Origin of the sequence: Bradyrhizobium sp. 215_C5_N1_1 (assembly GCF_052075935.1) — a bacterium.
Lineage (GTDB): Bacteria > Pseudomonadota > Alphaproteobacteria > Rhizobiales > Xanthobacteraceae > Bradyrhizobium > Bradyrhizobium barranii.
In genome coordinates this window covers 4,508,937-4,527,366 of sequence record NZ_CP197228.1, presented here as the reverse complement: position 1 = coordinate 4,527,366, position 18,430 = coordinate 4,508,937, and the positions used below count along the sequence as shown (strand labels likewise).

Genomic DNA, 18,430 nt, shown 5'->3' with positions numbered 1-18,430 from the left:
CGAACGCCCTAGGCCGCCGGCTCGATGTAGCGCGGGAACGCCGGTGTCGGCGCCGGTAGCGTCGAGCCGGGCGCGATCCGTTTGGCGCCCCCGAGCATCACGAAATTCCGCTCGCCCGCGGGAATGCCGAGGCTGTCGAGCAGCAAGCCCGAGGCAGTCGGCATCGCCGGCTGGGCCAGGATCGCGATCTGGCGCACGACTTCGGCGGTGACATAGAGCACCGTCTTCTGCCTGACAGGATCGGTCTTGGCGAGCGCCCACGGCGCCTCGCCCGCGAAATAGCGGTTGGCCTCCGCGACCACGGCCCACACGGCGTTGAGCCAGTGATGGATCTGCTGCGTCGCCATCGCTTCGCGCGATGCGGCGATCATGCCGTCCGCCATCGCCAGAATCGCCTTGTCGTTGTCGCTGAACTCGCCCGGCTCCGGCAGCACGCCGCCGAGCTGCTTGGCGACCATCGACAGCGAGCGCTGCGCGAGGTTGCCGAGGTCGTTGGCGAGATCGGCATTGATGCGCGCGACGATGGCATCGTGGTTGTAGTTGCCGTCCTGGCCATACGAGACCTCGCGCAGGAAGAAATAGCGCATCTGGTCGACGCCATACTGGTCGGCAAGATTGAAGGGGTCGACGACATTGCCGACCGACTTCGACATCTTCTCACCCCTGTTGAACAGGAAGCCATGGGCATAGACCCTCTTCGGCAGCGAAATGCCGGCCGACATCAGGAATGCGGGCCAGTAGACCGCGTGGAAGCGGATGATGTCCTTGCCGATGATGTGCACGTCGGCCGGCCAGTAGCGCCAGTTCTTGTCGCTCTCGTCGGGGAATCCGACGCCGGTGATGTAATTGGTCAGCGCGTCGACCCAGACATACATCACGTGCTCTTCGTCGCTGGGCACTTTCACGCCCCAATCGAAGGTGGTGCGCGAGATCGAGAGATCGCGCAGGCCGCCGCGTACGAAGCTCACCACCTCGTTCTTGCGCGAGTCCGGGCCAATGAATTCAGGATGATCTTCGTAGAGCTTCAGAAGCTTGTCCTGATAGGCCGACAGGCGGAAGAAATAGCTCTTCTCCTCGACCCATTCGACTGGCGTGCCTTGCGGGCCGAGGCGCACGCCGTCGTCGTTCAGGCGGGTCTCGTCCTCGGCGTAATACGCCTCGTCGCGCACCGAGTACCAGCCGGCATAGGTGTCGGAGTAGATGTCGCCGTTCGCTTCCATGCGCCGCCAGATTTCCTGGCTGGAGCGATGGTGCTGCTCTTCGGTGGTGCGGATGAAGCGGTCGAACGACACGTTCAGACGCTCGTCCATCTCCTTGAAGCGGCCAGCATTGCGGGTCGCGAGCGCGGACGGGGTCAGGCCCTCGTTCTGCGCGGTCTGGACCATCTTCTGGCCGTGCTCGTCGGTGCCGGTCAGGAAGAACACGTCCTTGCCGTCGAGCCGCGCAAAGCGCGCCAGCACGTCGGCCGAGATCGCCTCATAGGCGTGGCCGATATGCGGGCTGCCGTTGGGATAGGCGATGGCGGTCGAGATATAGAAGACGTTGTCGCGCGCGGGCGCAGCAACGGGAGTTGCGGCTTGCGGAGCGGCGACGGGCTTTGGCGCGGGCGGCGCCTCAGGCTTCGACACCTTCGGCTTCGACACCTTGGGCTTCACAACCTTCGGCGGCGTGGCGACGGGAGCCGGTGCGACGGTCACGGCAGGCGCAGTCACTTTCGTTTTCTTGGCGGCCTTCTTCGCGGGAGCCTTGCTCTTCGCCGGAGACTTGGCTGCCTTTTTGGCCGCTTTCTTCACCGCCTTCTTGGCGACGGCCTGCTTCTTCGCAGCCTTCTTGCCGGCCTTCTTTGTCGTCTTCGCAGCGCTCTTCTTCACGCCCTTCTTGGCGGCAGCCTTCCTGGTTTTCTTGACCTTCTTGGCAGCTTTGCGCGCGAGCGCCTTCACGGCCTTCTTCACGGCCTTGTTGGCAGCCTTCTTCTTGCTGCTCTTGCCTCTAGCGGTTTTCTTAGCTCGCGTGGCCACGACGAATTCCTTTACCGGCTTCTCGAAATTTGGAAACGAACCTGCGTTAGGTCATTATTTGGAGCATGATCCTGTCGGAAAACCGCTGCACACTTTTCCGGATCATGCTCTAGCGCGTTGCGTCCGCCAGCCAGCCAAACACCGAGAAAACCAAGGGCTTTCGCTCCAGATTGTAGGTTTCGGTGTCGCGCGCGGCGCGGACGATCTTTTCCCATACCTCAGCTAGGCGCGCAAGGCGCGGCAGATTCTGGTTGGCATTGGCCTCGTCGGAGTGCAGGCGTTCCGCAATCCAGCGATCGATGCCGTCGATGAAGGCCGCCAGCGCGACGCGGTCACTGGTGCCGAGCGAATCGCCGAGCGTGTGCAGTTCGCGCGGATCGACCTGTGGCAGGCGCGCAAGCAGCGCCGCCGTGCGCTGCTGCAGCTTCAGGGCATCGCCGCCGAGCAGCGTCAGCGCCCGCGCGACGCTGCCCTCGGAGGCCTCCGCGGCCTCGCGCAGCGCCGGATCGTTCGGATCGAGGTCAGCCGTCGAAGCTGCGGCGCCGATCACATCATCCGTGCCGAGCGGGCGCAGGCGCAGCTTGCGGCAGCGCGACTGGATCGTGGCGAGCACGCGCGCCGGCGCGTGGCTGACCAGGAGGAACAGCGACTGCTGCGGCGGTTCTTCGAGGATTTTCAGCAGCGCGTTGGCGGCATTCGGGTTGAGCTCGTCGACGGTGTCGACGATGCAGACGCGCCAGCCCTCTGCCGCGGCAGTCGAGCCGAAAAAACCGATCGTCTCCCGCGTCTCGTCCACGGTGATCACGGTGCGCATCACGCCGCGATCGTTGGCGGTGCGTTCCAGCGTCAACAGCCCGCCGTGCGAGCTGGCCGCAACCTGCCGCGCCACGGCGTTATCAGGATCGATCGCGAGGGTCTGGGCTTGCTGCACGGACGGCGCCAGCGGCTGGCCGTTGGAAAGCACGAAGCGCGCCATGCGATAGGCCAGCGTCGCCTTGCCGATCCCCTGCGGCCCGCCGATCAGCCAGGCATGCGGGATGCGCCCGCTGCGATAGGCCGCGAGCAGCGCCGTCTCGGCCTCGCGATGGCCGAACAGAAGGCTCGTCTCGCGCGGATGCGGAATGGCGGTTTCGCGTTCGGCCTGGCGCGGGCTCATAGGGAAACCACCGATGCAGGGGTTGGGAGAAGACGGTCGCGCAGCGCCGTCCAGACTCGTCCAGCAACCGTGTCGGGATCGGAATTGGCATCGATCAGGACGCAACGGCCGGGATCGTCCTCGGCGATCTTGCGATAGGCCTCGCGCAGGCCCTGGTGGAAGCTGAGCTGCTCGCCCTCGAACCTGTCAGGTGTGCCGCTACCACGACGCACGGCGGCGCGCTGCAATCCAATCTCGACCGGCAAATCGAGGATGAGGGTGAGGTCCGGCTTGAGATCGCCGATCGTGACCCGCTGCATCGCGTTGATCAGGCCCATCGGCACGCGGCCGAGGCTGCCCTGATAGGCCCGCGTCGAGTCGGCGAAGCGGTCGCACAGCACCCAGGCGCCCCGATTGAGCGCAGGCTGGATCACGGTGCGGACATGGTCGTCGCGGGCAGCCGCGAACAGCAGCGTCTCGGCTTCGGGCCCGAGCAGCTTGCCCATCCCCGACAGCACCAGGTGGCGCATGATCTCGGCACCCGGCGAGCCGCCGGGCTCGCGCGTGACGAGGGTCCGCATCCTGGCCGCAGTGAGGCGATCGGCGAGCTTCTTGATCTGGGTCGACTTGCCGGTGCCCTCGCCGCCTTCAAAGGTGATGAAGCGTCCGCGTCCGGACGGCCGCTGTGCTGCGCTCTCACTCATGATCAGAGCTTCTCGGCGCCCGCGCGGAACATGCCGATCACGAGCTCGCTGGCGCCGTCGATCGCGCGGCGCATGGTCGAGCCGGTGCCGATCGCTTCGGCGGCATAGACGGGCGTTTCCACCGCGATATTGCCGCTGCGCCAGACCTTGACCACGCCGACCTTCTGCCCGGCTTCGATCGGCGCGCGCACCGGTCCGCTATAGACGATGCGCGCAATCAGCTTGTCGCTGCCGTTCTTGTGCACCATCACCTTGACGGGCGTCTTGGCGACCAGCTTGACCGAGCGGCTCTCGCCGCCAAACACTTTTGCGTAGCCAACCTGCTGGTCGGCCGCGATCAGGGTGCGGGTCTCGAAATTGCGAAAGCCCCATTCCAGCATCTTCTTGGCTTCGGTGGCGCGATCCTCAGGATCTTCCAGGCCATTGACGACCACGATCAGCCGCGTGCCGTTCTGCACGGCCGAGCCGACCATGCCGTAGCCGCCTTCTTTGGTGTAGCCGGTTTTCAGACCGTCGGCGCCTTCCATCGAATTGAGCAGAGGATTGCGGTTGGGCTGGCGGATCTTGTTCCAGGTGTACTCCTTCTCGCCGAACAGTTTGTAGAATTCGGGGAAGTCGAGAATGATGTGGCGGGCGAGGATGCCGAGCTCGCGCACTGTCATCTTGTTGCCGGGATCGGGCAGGCCGTTGGAATTGCCGAAGGTCGACTTCGTCATGCCGAGCTCGCGGGCACGCTTGGTCATGAAGTCGGCGGCAAAGATCTTCTCGTTGCCGGCGATGCCCTCGGCCAGCGCGATGCAGGCGTCATTGCCGCTCTGGATGATCGCGCCATGCAGGAGGTCGTCGACCGAAACCTTGCTGTTGATGGCGGCGAACATCGTCGAGCCGCCCGAGGGCGCCCCGCCTTTGCGCCAGGCATTCTCGCTGATCCGGTACTCGTCGGTCGGCTTGATGTCGCCCTTCTTGATGGCATTGAAGACGACTTCCGCCGTCATCAGCTTCATCATGCTGGAGGGCGCACGCAGCTCGTCGGCGTTCTTCTCGAATAGGACGCTGCCGCTGGAAGCCTCGATCAGGATCGCGGTGGGGGCGTCGCCATCGAAGCCGGAATCCTCGGCTTTCTTGGCGCCCTGGATGCTCTGGTTGGCGGCGTAGAGGGCCCCGCCCCAGCCGATGCCCGCCACCAGAACCGCCGCGATCAGCCCACGCGCCAGCGCACCGGCGGAGAACCGGGTGCGACGGAGCGGAAAAAGACGAAATGCCATGGCGAAGCCCTGAGAGCGGCGTTCTAACAGCAGGAACCGGTGCGAACAACACGGGGCTGGCCGCCGAACCCGAGATTGCACGATTCTCGGCGCGCCCCTATCGTGGCACCTGATATTTCCCGACCAAACCCCTGAAACAAGGCGGAAAAGCGATGTTGTCCACCCGCGTGATCAAGGCCAACGGGATCGACCTGTTCATCCGCGAGGCCGGCCAGGGTCCGCTGGTGGTGCTGTGCCACGGCTGGCCCGAGCTATCCTACTCCTGGCGCCACCAGATCCCGGCGCTGGCGGACGCCGGTTTCCACGTCGTCGCCCCCGACATGCGCGGCTACGGCCAGAGCGCGGCGCCGGCGGACGTCGCCGCCTACTCGATCTTCGACACGGTCGGCGACATCGTTGGCCTCGTGCACGCGCTCGGCGAGAGCAAGGCGATGGTGGTCGGCCACGACTGGGGCGCGCCGGTCGCCTGGCACGCGGCGTTGTTCCGGCCCGACATCTTCACGGCGGTGGCGGGCCTGAGCGTGCCGCCGCCATTCCGCGGCCGCGGCAAGCCGCTCGATCTGCTGCGCCTGGGCGGCGTCACCAATTTCTACTGGCAGTATTTCCAGACGCCCGGCGTCGCCGAGGCGGAGTTCGAGCGTGATGTTGCCCGCACCATGCGCATCGTGCTCGGCGGCCGCGGCCTTGCCGATCCCAGCGCCGCGATGTTCGTCCAGGAGGGCAAGGGCTTTCTCGGTCACGCGCTCACCGAGGAGCCGCTGCCCAACTGGCTCAGCGAGGCTGACCTCGCCTATTTCACCGAAAGCTTCCGCAAGTCCGGCTTCCGCGGCGGGCTGAACTGGTATCGCAACCTCGACCGCAACTGGGAGCTGACGGCGCCCTGGCAGGACGCGCAGATCCATCAGCCATCGCTCTTCATTGCCGGCTCGAAAGACGCTGTCATCACCGGCCTGATCGGCGCCAAGCGCGTCAACGAGCTCGAGCGCGTGCTACCCAATCTGACGCGGAAGCTGATCATCGAGGGCGCCGGCCATTGGGTCCAGCAGGAGCGGCCCGACGAGGTCAATGCCGCGCTGCTGAAGTTCCTGCGCGAGGTGACTGTGCGTTAGGCGAGATCCTTTTTCATCGCGATGTGGACGGCGCCCGCCTGCCCCATCTCGGCAAATCCTCGCCGCAGGTAAAGCCTATGCGCGGCCGAATTGTCCGCAAGCACCGAGAGCGTCAGCGCACCGACACCCTGCTGCCGTGCGCTCGCTTCGAGCGCGTCGAGGATCTTCGTGCCGGCGCCGCGACCGCAATCGGCCGGCAGCAGCGCGATGTCGATGATGTGCCAGCACTCGCTTGCGCAATGAAGCAGCAGCCGGCCGATCGCGGTCGCGTCCTGTGTGACGATCAGCGAGATCGCACGCGGAAACTGCGCGGCATAGCCGGCCGCCTGGCCGCGGAACTGTTGCGCGATGATCTGGCCGACGATCGGCCCGGACAATCCGGTCGCGGTGAATTGCCCTGTCCGCACCTCCTCGAAGAGACGCCGGATGAACGGCTCGTCATTCGGACTTGCGGGCCGAAGCCGAAGAGCCGGATCGTCGGGGACGATGTCGAGCGGCGCGCCGTCAATCATGCCGTCGCGCACTCAAGATCGTTCAGGAGCTGCCGAAAGCCGGAAAGATTCCCGCGTAGGCGATACACCACACGATCGCCTGGGTCGGCTGCATGTTGTCGTGCGGCAGGTTCTGCCCGGTGAGTGTGACGGCGCTTGGCACCAAGGTGAGACTGCCGGGTGGCGCCGTGAAGCCGGTGAAGTTCGGGTCGATCGCAACCGTGGTCCCCGCCGCGCCGGGACCTGCCGTAGCGCCTGTCGCGCTCTTGTCGCCGAGTTGCAGGGCGTGCGTGTGCCTCGCCATGTTGTCGCCGATCAGCGTCACCGTCGAACTGCCGACGGTCTCGCCGACGACATAATTTTGCAATCCCGGACCTTGCCCCTGGCCGATCGCGACCGAACCGTTCAGGTTCGGCAAGGCGAAATTGGTCGTGCCATTGCCGCCGTAGTAGGTACCGACGAGTGCAAATAATGCACTGTAACCCTGAATTGGCAGGAGCTGGCCGCCGCACGGCAGCCAGGCGCTGTTGAAGCCGCCGACTGCAAAAGGAAACGCAAAAGCCTGGATTTCTCCGACGAACGGATCTGACATGGTGTCTTTCCTCGAGACTGAATACGGATGCGCGCGCAGCCTAACCGGACGAAGGGAAGACGCCCGCGTAGCAAATGCAGTAATTGGCAACGACGCTCGGCATCATGTTGTTGTGCCCGAGGCTGTTGCCCGAAGTGGCGACGCAGGGGGCCATCGTGGAGTACGTCCCGGCGTTCGCAATCGGTGCGTAGAGTTCACCTGCTGACGCCGTGGCAAGATGAAGGGTCGGCCCGGGCGTTACATCCGTTGCCGTCACGGTCGAGGACATCAGCGCATGACTGTGGGTCGGCATTTCGGCTTCGATCAGGGTGTGGTTCTCCTCACCCCCGGGCTGGCCCAGCGTATAGTTCGGAAGGCCTGTCCCCTGTCCCTGTCCAATCGGCACACGGCCGCGCAGATCGGGAAGGTTGAACGTGTTGACGCCATCGCCGCCATAGGTGGTGCCGATCACGGCGTAAAGCGTCTCAAATTGGGCAATCGAGACCGACTGTCCATTGCAGGCGAACCAGCCGTCCGGCACCCGCGGAAAGCCAAACAACCTGATCTCGCCGAGAAACGGATCTGCCATCGCATATGATCCTTTGGTGTGCGCCCGTTCCGATCCGATCGGCGAATGCGCGAATGTGGGAAAACTGAAGTGGATGGATTACGGTTGCGAAAATGCGGCCGTGCAGCCGCTCAGCTTCGCGACGGAAAAATCCCCTGCGTCGCGATCAGATAGCTGATCGTGAGATAGGGCTGCATGTTGTTATGCTGCTGGTTGCCGCCTTCGTTCACCAGATTGGTGGCGGTGGCCAATGGCGTGTCGCCGCTCCCGGCTGCGGCAAAAATCTTCGTCGGATTGGTCGCCGGCAGTGAGTTTGTCGCGAAGACGTTGCCTGTGGGAGGGACGCTCCCGCGTCCGCCTCCTCCGACCGCTGCAGACACTTGAATAAGATGATTGTGGGCCGGGAGCTGCTGCACATTGAGGCTGGCCATATACGATCCGCCGGTCATGCCCACGGGATATTGGCCGGCGCCACTCGAGCCGAGGATCGCGCGACCGCGCAGATCCGGGAGTGCAAACGTCGTCACTCCGTTGCCGCCATAATAGGTGCCGAGCAACGAGAACAGTGCGGAATTTTGCTGGATGGCCAGCAGCGCACCGTTACACAGCGCCCAACCTCTGGGAATCACTGCGCCCGCAAAAGGCATGATCTGTCCGAGAACCGGCTGTAACGGCATGACCCCTCCCCCAAAAAACTAACGACCCGTCGCGTGATGATGCAAACCACGACGGCGGCACTTAAATTAAAGAATGAATTTATTGCGGCCCACTCGCCGAGATTGTTGAACAGCCAGCGTCGACAGTCAAGCGCAAGCGCAACCATAAATTGATACATCAAGCGTTTCCGTCGATTGCCATCAAAGCACGCTTTTGTTGCCGCTATGCAACGGTTCGCCGCAAAGTAGTGCCCGCGACTTGGTTCCGGCAGTTTGGCTGGCTCGTTCGCTTGCGTTGCGCACCGCGTCCCGTCAAATGCACGCAACGATATAGGCGAATAATTTCACAATCAGGGATTTTAGGCGGATGCTCTATCGAGAGCTGCCGCTAAGGGGGGCCGGTGAGTCACGCAATTGCGGTGGCCATTCCAGAGATAGTCGGGGAACTGGCGGTCCCGACACGCGATGGTGAAGCTAAGCCTTCGCGGATATTGCGCTCTCTCTGGCGGGCGGCTCAACGCATCTGCATCGCGGCCGTCGTGATGCTCGGCGCGATGGCAGCGGCGAACGCGGCTTGTGATCAAACGACGGATTCGACGTCGGGCGTGACGATCAACTTCACGTCGGTCGGTCAGATCTATCGCCTGTGTTTGACCGTTGGCGCAGCCGCGGCCGACGACTCGGTTGTATACGGCGTCTATTCCGTCGCGGGCACAGACGCCTTTTACAATGCACCGATCGCAAATTCGAGCGGCCATTCGGGCAGCCCACTGCTCACAGCGGCCGATTATAATCCGACCACGTCAAAGGCAACTTACACATTTCATCCAACGAACCCGAACCAAAACGGTCAATCCGCGAAGGCCGGCCAGGCCGAGATCGATATCACGCTGAACAGCAAGACAGGTAACGGACAGGACTCGATCATCCTGTATTACGCGCCGGGCTGCAGCGATTTCAACGTGGGCTGCTCCGGCAGTTCGATAGCAAACACCGCTTACACGTTCACGATCAATCTGCCCGTCCCCGCGCCGACCATCACTTCGATTACGCCGACTTCAGGCCCAGGTGGAGGCGGCACCAACGTGATCATCACTGGCACCAATTTCACAGGTGCGACGGCCGTGACGTTCGGGACAACGGCCGCGACTGGCGTCACGGTCAATTCGGCGACCCAGATCACTGCGACATCTCCGGCCGGGACTGGCACCGTGGATGTCCGAGTGACGACGGCCGGCGGGACGTCGGCGACGTCGGCGGCAGACCAGTTCACCTATATTGCCGCCCCGACTGTCACCTCGATCTCACCGACCGCAGGCCCCACCGCCGGCGGGACGTCGGTGACGATCACCGGCACCAACTTCACCGGAGTCACGGCCGTGACGTTCGGCGGGACCGCGGCGGCCGGCTTTACGTTCAATTCAGCGACATCGATCACGGCGACCTCGCCGGCGGGTGCCGCCGGTGCTGTTGACGTCAGGGTCACGACACCGGGCGGGACATCAGCGACCTCGGCTGCGGATCAGTTCACCTATGCTGCTCCGCCAACCGTGACGTCGATCTCGCCGGCATCAGGCCCGCAGACCGGCGGCACAACCGTGATCATCACCGGCACGAACCTCTCCGGAGCAACTGCGGTCACGTTCGGCGCAACAGCGGCAACCGGTTTAGCGGTCAATTCCGCGAACCAGATCACCGCGACATCGCCCGCAGGCACTGGTACGGTCGACATCACGGTGACGACCGTGGGCGGAACATCGACAACGTCAGCAGCCGATCAATTCACTTATGTTCCGGCACCGACGGTCACTTCGATTTCGCCGACCTCGGGTCCGGGCTCTGGCGGCACCTCCGTAACCATCACCGGCACCAACTTCTCAGGCGCGACGGCCGTGGTGTTCGGAGCAACGGCTGCGACTGGCGTCACGGTTAATTCGGCGACCCAGATCACCGCGACGTCGCCGGCAGGAACCAGCACGATCGACATCAGGGTGACGACAGCCGGCGGCACGTCGGCAACATCGGCAGCGGACCAGTTCACCTATATTCCCTCACCGACCGTCACCTCGATCTCCCCCACTGCGGGCTCGCAGGCCGGCAGCACGGTGGTGACGATCACAGGCACAAATTTCACCGGCGTCACGGCCGTGTCATTCGGCGGGACGGCCGCGCTCGGCTTCACGTTCAATTCAGCAACATCGATCACAGCGACCTCGCCGCCCGGGACCGGCGTCGTGGACGTGAGGGTCACGACGCCGGGCGGGACGTCCGCGACCTCGGCGGCTGATCAATTCACCTATGCCGGCCCTCCCTCCATCACGTCGATTTCGCCGACAGGCGGCCCCCTGGGCGGCGGCACGACGGTCACGATCACCGGCGCCAATCTGTCAGGTGCAACGGCGGTGACGTTCGGCGCCACGGCGGCGGCCGGCTTCACCGTCAATTCGGCAACCCAGATCACCGCGACATCGCCTGCCGGGGCCGGCACCGTAGATGTCAGAGTGACCACCGTGGGCGGAACGTCGGCAATGTCCGCCGCTGACCAATTCACCTACACCGCCGCGCCGACCGTCACCTCGATCTCACCGACTACGGGTCCGCAGACAGGCGGCACGGTCGTGACGGTCACGGGCACAGGCTTCACCGGCGCCACCGCAGTGACATTCGGCGCAACCGCCGCAACGAGTATCACGGTCAATTCGTCAACATCAATCACCGCGACGTCACCCGCCGGTACCAGCACCGTTGACCTCCGCGTGACCAATCCAGGCGGCACCTCGGCCACCTCCGCCGCCGACCAGTTCACCTATGTCGCCACGCCAGCCGTCACGTCGCTTTCGCCGACGTCGGGGCCGGCGGCCGGCGGCACGGTGGTAACGATCACGGGCACCAATTTCACCAGCGCGACAGCCGTGACGTTCGGTGCAACCGCGGCGGCGGGCTTCACCGTCAACTCCGCAACCTCGATCACCGCGACATCGCAGGCCGGCACCGGTACCGTCGACGTCAGGGTGACGACCACGGGCGGCACCTCGGCCACATCGGCGGCAGACCAGTTCACCTATTTCGCCGTGCCGACCGTGACGTCGATCTCGCCGACGGGCGGCCCGCTCGCAGGCGGCACGTCGGTGACCGTCACCGGCACCAATTTCACCGGTGCGACCGCCGTGAAGTTCGGGGTGACGAATGCATCGAGCTTCACGGTCAATTCCGCGACCTCGATCACCGCGGTCTCGCCGGCCGGCGCCGGTACGGTCGATGTCACCGTGACGACGCCAGACGGAACGTCCGCCACATCGGCATCGGACCAATTCAGCTACACGCCGGCACCAACGGTCGGCTCAATCTCACCGAGCTCCGGATCCGCGATCGGCAGCACCTCCGTGGCGGTCACGGGGACCGGATTCACCGGCGCCACCGCAGTGAAGTTCGGCGCCAACAACGCGACCAGCTTCACGGTTAATTCGGCAACGTCGATCACGGCAACCTCGCCGCCCGGCGCCGGCACGGTCGATGTCACCGTGACGACGGCCGGAGGAACGTCGCCGACCTCGGCGGCAGACAGGTTCACCTATCTGTCCGCGACGACCACCACGGAGCTCACCTCGTCGAAGAATCCGAGCAGCTACGGCGAGTCTGTAACGTTCACGGCCAAGGTGAGGAGTTCGGGCGGAACGCCGACGGGAACGGTCACTTTCAACGACGGCGGCACGCCGATCGGCACGTCTACCCTGTCGGCCGGTGACGCCACCTTTGCCACGACCACGCTCCCCGTCGGCAATCACAGCATCACGGCGACCTACAACGGCAGTGTGGCCTTCAACGCCTCGACATCGCCGGCTCTGAACCAGTCGGTCGACATTCCCGCCGACAGCGCCAAGCTGCGCGCCCTCCAGCTCAACGTCACCAAGATCGTGGCACAGAGCTCGGGACAGGCGATCTCCGGTTCGATTGACACCGCGATTTCCGAAGGGTTCAGCGACGGCGGGCAATACATCATGCCAGGCGCGGGCGGGCTGCGCGTCAATTTCGCCGCCGCGCCCGACGGCGATGAGGACGACAAGCCCAAATCCGGTCAGCAGCCCGGTTCTCAAAGTTTGAACGCCTATTCGGGCGACGGCGGCTCCGGCCGGACCGGCGGCCGCGGGCGCGGCTCCTCGCGGATCGATGACGCCTTCGCCGCGATCGATCGGGCGGCTCCGACCAAGGCACCGGCTGCGCGCTTCAGGGAGCAGAAGGACTGGCTGTTCTGGATCGACGTGCGCGGCAGCGGCATCGATCAATGGGGCTCGTCCGGCAACATCGGTCAGGGTGCAACCCAGGCCACGCTTTTCGGCCAGCAGATCAACCTGCTGTCGGGACTGACCTACCGGGCGAGACCCAATTTGCTGGTCGGTGTGACCGGCGGCTACGAGAACTTCAGCTACACCCAGACCGACATCAACGGAAAGCTGAAGGGCGACGGCTGGACCGTCGGCGCCTATCTCGGCTGGAAGATCATCCCGACGCTGCGTTACGATGTGGCCGTGACCTATTCCGGCATCGGCTATGACGGCACCGCCGGCACGGCGCAAGGCAACTTCAACGGCAATCGCTGGATATTCGCGACCGGCTTCACCGGCAGCTACAGCTGGGCCAATTTCAATATCGAACCGTCGGCCAAGGTCTACGCGATCTGGGAGCGGGAAAACGCCTATGTCGACTCGCTCGGCACCCAGCAGGCGGCCCGCACCTTCTCGAGCGGCCGCGCGTCTGCCGGCAACAGGGTCTCCTATCCCGTGCCGTGGCTCGATAGCGTGCTGCTGGTCCCCTATGCCGGCGTCTTTGCCGACTATTACTTCACGCAGGACGATGCGGCCGCGATCGTTGCTGCGGGCGGCATCCCGCTCGCTTCGACACCATTGCTCCAGGGCTGGTCAGCCCGCGTCACGGGCGGCATCGGCGCAAGGCTGGCGGGCGGCACCACGGTCGGCTTCGGCGCCGAACTCGGCGGCATCGGCAGCAACACGCAGATCTGGACGTTCACGGGACGCGCGCGCATCCCATTCTGATCCCTGAGCGCGACGACGTGCCAGCGGCGCTACGTCGCTCGCCGGATTTGCCGGCTTGGTACCTGCTTAGTAGAGGCCGCGGCCGCTCAGGATGCTGCGGGCCTCGGCGGCGCCGTCGGCCGATGACGGAGCGTTCTCGGTCGCGTAGCGGCCATCCTCGTCATAGGACACGGCGCGCGCGTTCTGGAGCGCCCGGCCCCGGCCCCGGCTGCGGCTCGAGGCCGACATCTCCGAGGTCGCGTTGAGCGACGCCATGTCGGCGGAGGTGTTGCCGAGATTGTAGGGCCGCCCTTCCGGCGTCGGAACCTCGCCGCGAATGGCGCCGCGGTTCGAGGACGGAAGCTCCGGCACGAAGGGCCTTGCCGAGGCAACCCGCACCATCGAGGGCGACGGCGCCGGGATCCCGGTGCGCAGGGTCGCCATCAGCTGGCGATCGTCGGAGCCTTCCAGCGGCGCCCGGCCAACGTATTCGACACGGACCTTGGCGACGCCATTGCCTTTGAATTCAAGGAGTTCAGCGGCTTTGTTCGAGACGTCGATCAGCCGGTTGCCGTGATAAGGCCCCCGGTCGTTGACGCGCACGATCAGCGATTTGCCGTTCGAGACATTGGTCACCCGCGCATAGGACGGCATCGGCAGAGTCGGATGCGCCGCTGTCAGCGAGGTCATGTCGAACACTTCGCCATTGGCGGTCAGGCGGCCGTGGAAATCGTCGCCGTACCAGGACGCCATACCCTCGGCGCGGTAGTTGACGTCCTCCTCCGGCACGTAGGTCCGGCCGGCCACAACATAGGGCTTACCGACGCGGTAGGTGCCGCCGCCTTTCGGAACCGGATCCCCAAGCGCCACGACCCGCGGGCTCGAGGACACGCCGTACTTCGGATCGACCCGGCTGGCGAACTTGTTCGAGGAGGCGCAATTGGCGAGCGCGAGGCAGGTCGCGACCGCGGCAACACCGCGTGCGGCCCGCAAAACCGAATCTGACCGTCGGATCCCCATGCGCCCCAAATACCACTTCGCCGGAGGCGTACCCAACCCGCTTTGGCTACGGGGGAGCGCTGTCCGGTCCCAAAATCCGAGGCGGCCCACCACCGCGTCGGAAGCAGTAAGGATAACGCAACCCGAACACGGCGGAAATGGGGAGCCCACAGCGTTCACGCCGGGATGGTAAACGGGGCGTTCGCTTCTCCCCGTTGATCTACGGAGCGCAGGCCCCCTGCTCTGTGCCACTCCTGGACATTCTGTTGCGCCAAATCCTCACTCCACCCCCATTGTCTTGTGGCTCACTGGAATTCTTTTGACTGTGCAAGGCCGCACGCGTTTTCTCGGTTGCAGGGGCGAACTGGAATTTGACGATGATCGAGACGGTTTCGGCACTGATGGGTCTGGTAAGCGCGGGGATCTTCCTGGCCCATGCGTTTGAAGGTTACCGCACGAGGGCCTGAGGGCATTCGCGCGGACGGCAAGGATCACCTCTTTCAAGACGGCACGTTCGGACAATCTTAATCGATCCGACCGAGCATCGAACACGAGAGCGGCAGGTGTCCCATGCGCAACCATGACTTCGTATCCGATGGCTTCCTGGCACTGACCGCCGGCGGCTTGTTTCTTCTCTGCTCGAGCCTCGTGGCACTGGCCTTCGCCTGAGCACCACCACCAGGCTCCTTCTTTCTAACCACAACTACACCGCGATGCACATACAGCTCTGTCCGGTATTGCCCTGCTCCCGTTTAGTTGATTGAATTTCTGCGTTCGGCGCCTCGACTCATTTCAAGAGGCCATCACCAACGAGGGTGACGCAAATGCTTGCTGAGAAATTTTTTCTGGTTCTGGAATCGCTGATCCGCGGCGACCGCACCTATCCCGACGGAAGCCCCCGGGTGATCAGCACCTCCCCGCACGTGCCGGTGAAGCTGCCGGACCGGAAATAGCCATCCCCCAAACCTCCGAATCACGCGCTGCTCAGCGCAGGCCCAATAGCGAGCGGCGATAAAGGCTGTCGCGGGCCTCGCTCAGGCACACGAAGCTGCCGTCGAAACCCTGGCCATACCGCTTCTGGCCCTTGCCGTAGTAGATGCCTTTCCTGAAATCGAGCCAGACCACCTGATCGTGCGGGCAATGACGTTGCGCCTGCGCCTCGTAGCGAAACGGCGTCAGCGGCGTCGCCGAGACCTCCGCGCCACCGGCGCCAACCACGATTGCGACGGCGACCGCGATGCCGCCGAGCCCTTTGCCGAAGCCGCTCCAAGACACCCCCGCCTCCCGATTCAAGCCCTGACTCTTTGGCCGTTCGGCACAGTAGCACGAGACTGCGCGATCTGCCGGCCGCAGCCAGCGGCTTGGCCGTCTTCCACCGGCCATCTTGTCGGGTTACATGAAGGCGAGATCATCTCAGCTCGCGAGGATGCTGCCTGAATGTCGGTTGAGCCTGGACCCGAGTCCGAACTGCGCACCGAACCCCGCCCGCCGTTGCCGCGTTTGGGCCTGCTGCCGATGATCATCTTCGGCTCGCGCTGGCTGCAACTGCCGCTCTATCTCGGACTGATCGTGGCGCAATGCGTCTACATCGTGCTGTTCCTCAAGGAGCTCTGGCATCTTTCCTGGCACGCGATCGACCTCACCGAACAGCAGATCATGATGAGCGTGCTGGCGCTGATCGACGTCGTGATGATCTCCAACCTGCTCGTGATGGTCATCGTCGGCGGCTACGAGACCTTCGTTTCGCGGCTCGACCTCCAGGGTCATCCCGACGAGCCGGAATGGCTCGGCCACGTCAATGCGAGCGTCCTGAAGATCAAGCTCGCCATGGCCATCATTGGCATCTCCTCGATCGCGCTGCTGCGCACCTTCATCGAGGCCGGCAATCTCGGCTCGAACCGCGCCGGCTTCACCGAGACCGGCGTGATGTGGCAGGTCCTGATCCACATCACCTTCATCGCCTCGGCGATCGGCATTGCCTACGTCGACAGGCTCAGCGACTCCGGAATGCGCAAGCACGCCGAGTGAGGGCAACGGCCGGCCTTCTTATTGTTTGCTTGCTTCGAGCTGCGCGAGCGCCTGGTGCAGGCACTCCTGAAGCTTCTGCGCGACCTGCTCGCGCGCCACGCCCTTGGCGGCAAGATCGCCGGACACCTTGCCCACGACATCGTCGATGCTCTGGCTCTCCAGATTGTCTGTCACCAGCGCCGTTGCGTAGCTTGCCGCGGCGTCGCCGCTGAGCCCGAGCTGGCCCGCGGCCCAGAGCCCGAGCAGCTTGTTGGACCGGGCCGTGGCCTTGAACATGAATTCCTCGTCGTGAGCGAATTTGGCCTCAAAGCCCTGCTCGCGCTTGTCGAACGTGGTCATGGTCAGCTCCAATGCGTTTTCGCTGAAGAGAATCGGACTGGCTGGGAGCGAGCGTCTCCGTGGTTCTCGTCAGTTTAGGATCATTTGAATCTTCCTCCCGGAAGGCAGAGGCCGTCAAGCCTGCGCGGTGGTGCGCCGCAGCCCGGGCGTGGGCACGGCACGCACCAGCGCCACGCCAGCCAAATCGGCTAGGCAGAGATGTTTACCGTCCGTTAAGCAGACTCGGCGCCCGATGGGCCGGGGGACATCGAGAGCTGACGCATGAACAAAGAGCTGCGGGAGTTTCGACGGCTTGAACGGGTCTGCCTCGAGCAGGCCGCCCTCTCCACCATGGATCTCGCGCGAAGCGGGTTGCTCAAGGTCGCCGACGATTGTCGGATCGCGGCCGAGGCGATCGAGGCGCAAGCGCCCCGCGGCGCGTTCGCCGGCGCCGTCCAGGCGCTCAAGCTGGCTTTGAGCGCAACGGGAATGTCCAACCGGCATTAGCGGCCGGTCTCCGGTTGGGAGATCGCTTCAGAAGATTGCGGGCGGAGACCGCGTTCGGTCAGCCCTTCGCCTCGGCCGCTTCGCGCGCGAGCCGCTCGGCCCTCAGCCGTTCCTTGTTGGCGTAAAACGCCTTCTGGGCCTCTTCGTGATCGCGCATGGCCTTTTCGGCCTCGATCCGGCGTGCGGCATCACGAGCCTGGCGCTGCTCAGGGGTCAGGGGTTTGCGTCGGAAGGAAAGGTCTTCGGTCATGCGGAGACAACGCGCAAGCAACGAAACGGTTCCATGAGTTGAACCCGGCAGTCGACGCGGCCGATTGAAGTATCAACATATCAGATAGTTAGATGATGCATTCGGTCGGCCGGACCTATTGCGTCGACCCCGGCGGCTTGACGCCTGTGAGCGGGCACTGCGGCGCTGCGGGAATCGCGCTGCGCACGGGCGGATCCGGATAGTATTCGGTGTTTTGCTGAACCTGACGCGCCAGCTCCGTGCCTCCGAGCAGCGTGATCAACATCAGGGCCTCGTCGAGGCCCGCGGATATTCCGGCTCCGGTCAGGCGATTGCGATCCAGCACGAAACGCGGATGTCCGTCGGCAACCTTCACCTTCGGGAACAGCGTCGGGAAGCATTCCAGGAAAGCCCAGTGCGTCGTCGCCCAGTGGTCGTCGAGAAGGCCCGATGCCGCGAACAGCATTGCTCCCTCGCAGACCGAGCACATGTACTTCGCACCAGCGGCCTGCCCGGTCAGAAACTGGACGTAGGTCCGGTGCGGATCGTTGATGATCTCGGTGAGCGCGTCTGGATCGCCGCCGGGAATCCAGACGGCATCATACTGGGTGCATTCCGCGAAGGATTTTGCGACCTCGAACGGAAATCCCCGGTTGCGAAACCGTTTCATTCCCGGCTTTGCCGCGACGATCTCGACGTCGAAGTCGGCCCAGTCGAACATTTCGAAGGGACCGGCGACGTCGAGCATGTCGACGCCGTCGTAGACGGGAATGCCGATCTTCATCGCGCGCAATCCTCCCTA

18 protein-coding genes are annotated in these 18,430 nt (G+C 64.3%); 5 read left to right on the top strand and 13 right to left on the bottom strand.

The window, feature by feature from the left end:
• Positions 1-8 precede the first annotated feature (8 nt).
• From metG to AB7G19_RS21785, 4 genes are all read right to left on the bottom strand, one after another.
• Positions 9-2,018 (bottom strand): methionine--tRNA ligase, encoded by a 2,010-nt coding sequence (metG, locus tag AB7G19_RS21800; protein ID WP_283016469.1) that lies wholly within the window; start codon positions 2,016-2,018, stop codon positions 9-11.
• A gap of 109 nt (positions 2,019-2,127) precedes the next feature.
• Positions 2,128-3,174: a DNA polymerase III subunit delta' gene (locus AB7G19_RS21795; RefSeq protein WP_283016470.1), complete on the bottom strand. Its 1,047-nt coding sequence runs from the start codon at positions 3,172-3,174 to the stop codon at positions 2,128-2,130.
• A complete protein-coding gene (tmk, locus tag AB7G19_RS21790; RefSeq protein ID WP_085401502.1) occupies positions 3,171-3,857 on the bottom strand; it encodes a dTMP kinase in 687 nt (228 codons plus the stop codon). The genes AB7G19_RS21795 and tmk overlap by 4 nt, the downstream gene beginning before the upstream one ends.
• 2 nt (positions 3,858-3,859) lie before the next feature.
• On the bottom strand, positions 3,860-5,122 hold the full coding sequence (locus AB7G19_RS21785) for a D-alanyl-D-alanine carboxypeptidase family protein (protein WP_166341880.1): 1,263 nt from the start codon (positions 5,120-5,122) through the stop codon (positions 3,860-3,862).
• A gap of 152 nt (positions 5,123-5,274) precedes the next feature.
• Between AB7G19_RS21785 and AB7G19_RS21780 the strand changes: the two genes are divergently transcribed.
• The gene (locus tag AB7G19_RS21780) at positions 5,275-6,231 is read left to right on the top strand and encodes an alpha/beta fold hydrolase (RefSeq protein WP_354113831.1); all 957 of its coding nucleotides are present in this window, start codon (positions 5,275-5,277) and stop codon (positions 6,229-6,231) included.
• Here AB7G19_RS21780 and AB7G19_RS21775 read toward each other — a convergent pair.
• The 4 genes from AB7G19_RS21775 to AB7G19_RS21760 form a co-directional block, all read right to left on the bottom strand.
• The gene (locus tag AB7G19_RS21775) at positions 6,228-6,755 is read right to left on the bottom strand and encodes a GNAT family N-acetyltransferase (protein WP_354131528.1); all 528 of its coding nucleotides are present in this window, start codon (positions 6,753-6,755) and stop codon (positions 6,228-6,230) included. The two genes, AB7G19_RS21780 and AB7G19_RS21775, sit on opposite strands and share 4 nt — an antisense overlap.
• A gap of 10 nt (positions 6,756-6,765) precedes the next feature.
• A complete protein-coding gene (locus AB7G19_RS21770) occupies positions 6,766-7,314 on the bottom strand; it encodes a phage tail protein (protein WP_354113829.1) in 549 nt (182 codons plus the stop codon).
• A 40-nt stretch (positions 7,315-7,354) separates the two neighbouring features.
• The gene (locus AB7G19_RS21765; RefSeq protein WP_166096568.1) at positions 7,355-7,882 is read right to left on the bottom strand and encodes a phage tail protein; all 528 of its coding nucleotides are present in this window, start codon (positions 7,880-7,882) and stop codon (positions 7,355-7,357) included.
• A gap of 110 nt (positions 7,883-7,992) precedes the next feature.
• Entirely contained in the window at positions 7,993-8,538 is a 546-nt protein-coding gene (locus AB7G19_RS21760; RefSeq protein ID WP_063983286.1) for a phage tail protein, read from the bottom strand.
• Positions 8,539-9,059: 521 nt separating this feature from the next.
• Here AB7G19_RS21760 and AB7G19_RS21755 point away from each other — a divergent pair.
• Positions 9,060-13,568, top strand: a complete 4,509-nt coding sequence (locus AB7G19_RS21755) for a beta strand repeat-containing protein (protein WP_441268831.1) — start codon at positions 9,060-9,062, stop codon at positions 13,566-13,568.
• Between the two features lie 66 nt (positions 13,569-13,634).
• Here AB7G19_RS21755 and AB7G19_RS21750 read toward each other — a convergent pair whose 3' ends face one another.
• Entirely contained in the window at positions 13,635-14,567 is a 933-nt protein-coding gene (locus AB7G19_RS21750; protein WP_354113827.1) for a septal ring lytic transglycosylase RlpA family protein, read from the bottom strand.
• Between the two features lie 803 nt (positions 14,568-15,370).
• On the opposite strand from AB7G19_RS21750, the gene AB7G19_RS21745 reads away from it, so the two are divergent.
• The gene (locus AB7G19_RS21745) at positions 15,371-15,499 is read left to right on the top strand and encodes a hypothetical protein (RefSeq protein ID WP_256374848.1); all 129 of its coding nucleotides are present in this window, start codon (positions 15,371-15,373) and stop codon (positions 15,497-15,499) included.
• Positions 15,500-15,530: 31 nt separating this feature from the next.
• Here the strand turns inward: AB7G19_RS21745 and AB7G19_RS21740 are convergent, their stop codons facing one another.
• Positions 15,531-15,821: a hypothetical protein gene (locus AB7G19_RS21740; protein WP_071913898.1), complete on the bottom strand. Its 291-nt coding sequence runs from the start codon at positions 15,819-15,821 to the stop codon at positions 15,531-15,533.
• 162 nt (positions 15,822-15,983) lie between these two features.
• On the opposite strand from AB7G19_RS21740, the gene AB7G19_RS21735 reads away from it, so the two are divergent.
• Positions 15,984-16,574 (top strand): TIGR00645 family protein, encoded by a 591-nt coding sequence (locus AB7G19_RS21735; RefSeq protein ID WP_063983282.1) that lies wholly within the window; start codon positions 15,984-15,986, stop codon positions 16,572-16,574.
• 18 nt (positions 16,575-16,592) lie between these two features.
• On the opposite strand, the gene AB7G19_RS21730 is transcribed toward AB7G19_RS21735, so the two are convergent.
• Entirely contained in the window at positions 16,593-16,913 is a 321-nt protein-coding gene (locus AB7G19_RS21730; RefSeq protein WP_063986370.1) for a DUF1476 domain-containing protein, read from the bottom strand.
• A 261-nt stretch (positions 16,914-17,174) separates the two neighbouring features.
• On the opposite strand from AB7G19_RS21730, the gene AB7G19_RS21725 reads away from it, so the two are divergent.
• Positions 17,175-17,399 carry a hypothetical protein gene (locus tag AB7G19_RS21725; protein WP_028153369.1) on the top strand — a complete coding sequence of 75 codons (225 nt, stop codon included), beginning with the start codon at positions 17,175-17,177 and terminating at the stop codon, positions 17,397-17,399.
• A gap of 58 nt (positions 17,400-17,457) precedes the next feature.
• On the opposite strand, the gene AB7G19_RS21720 is transcribed toward AB7G19_RS21725, so the two are convergent.
• Positions 17,458-17,649: a hypothetical protein gene (locus tag AB7G19_RS21720; protein WP_028153368.1), complete on the bottom strand. Its 192-nt coding sequence runs from the start codon at positions 17,647-17,649 to the stop codon at positions 17,458-17,460.
• Between the two features lie 115 nt (positions 17,650-17,764).
• The gene (locus tag AB7G19_RS21715) at positions 17,765-18,412 is read right to left on the bottom strand and encodes a DJ-1/PfpI family protein (RefSeq protein ID WP_354113826.1); all 648 of its coding nucleotides are present in this window, start codon (positions 18,410-18,412) and stop codon (positions 17,765-17,767) included.
• Positions 18,413-18,430: the final 18 nt, after the last annotated feature.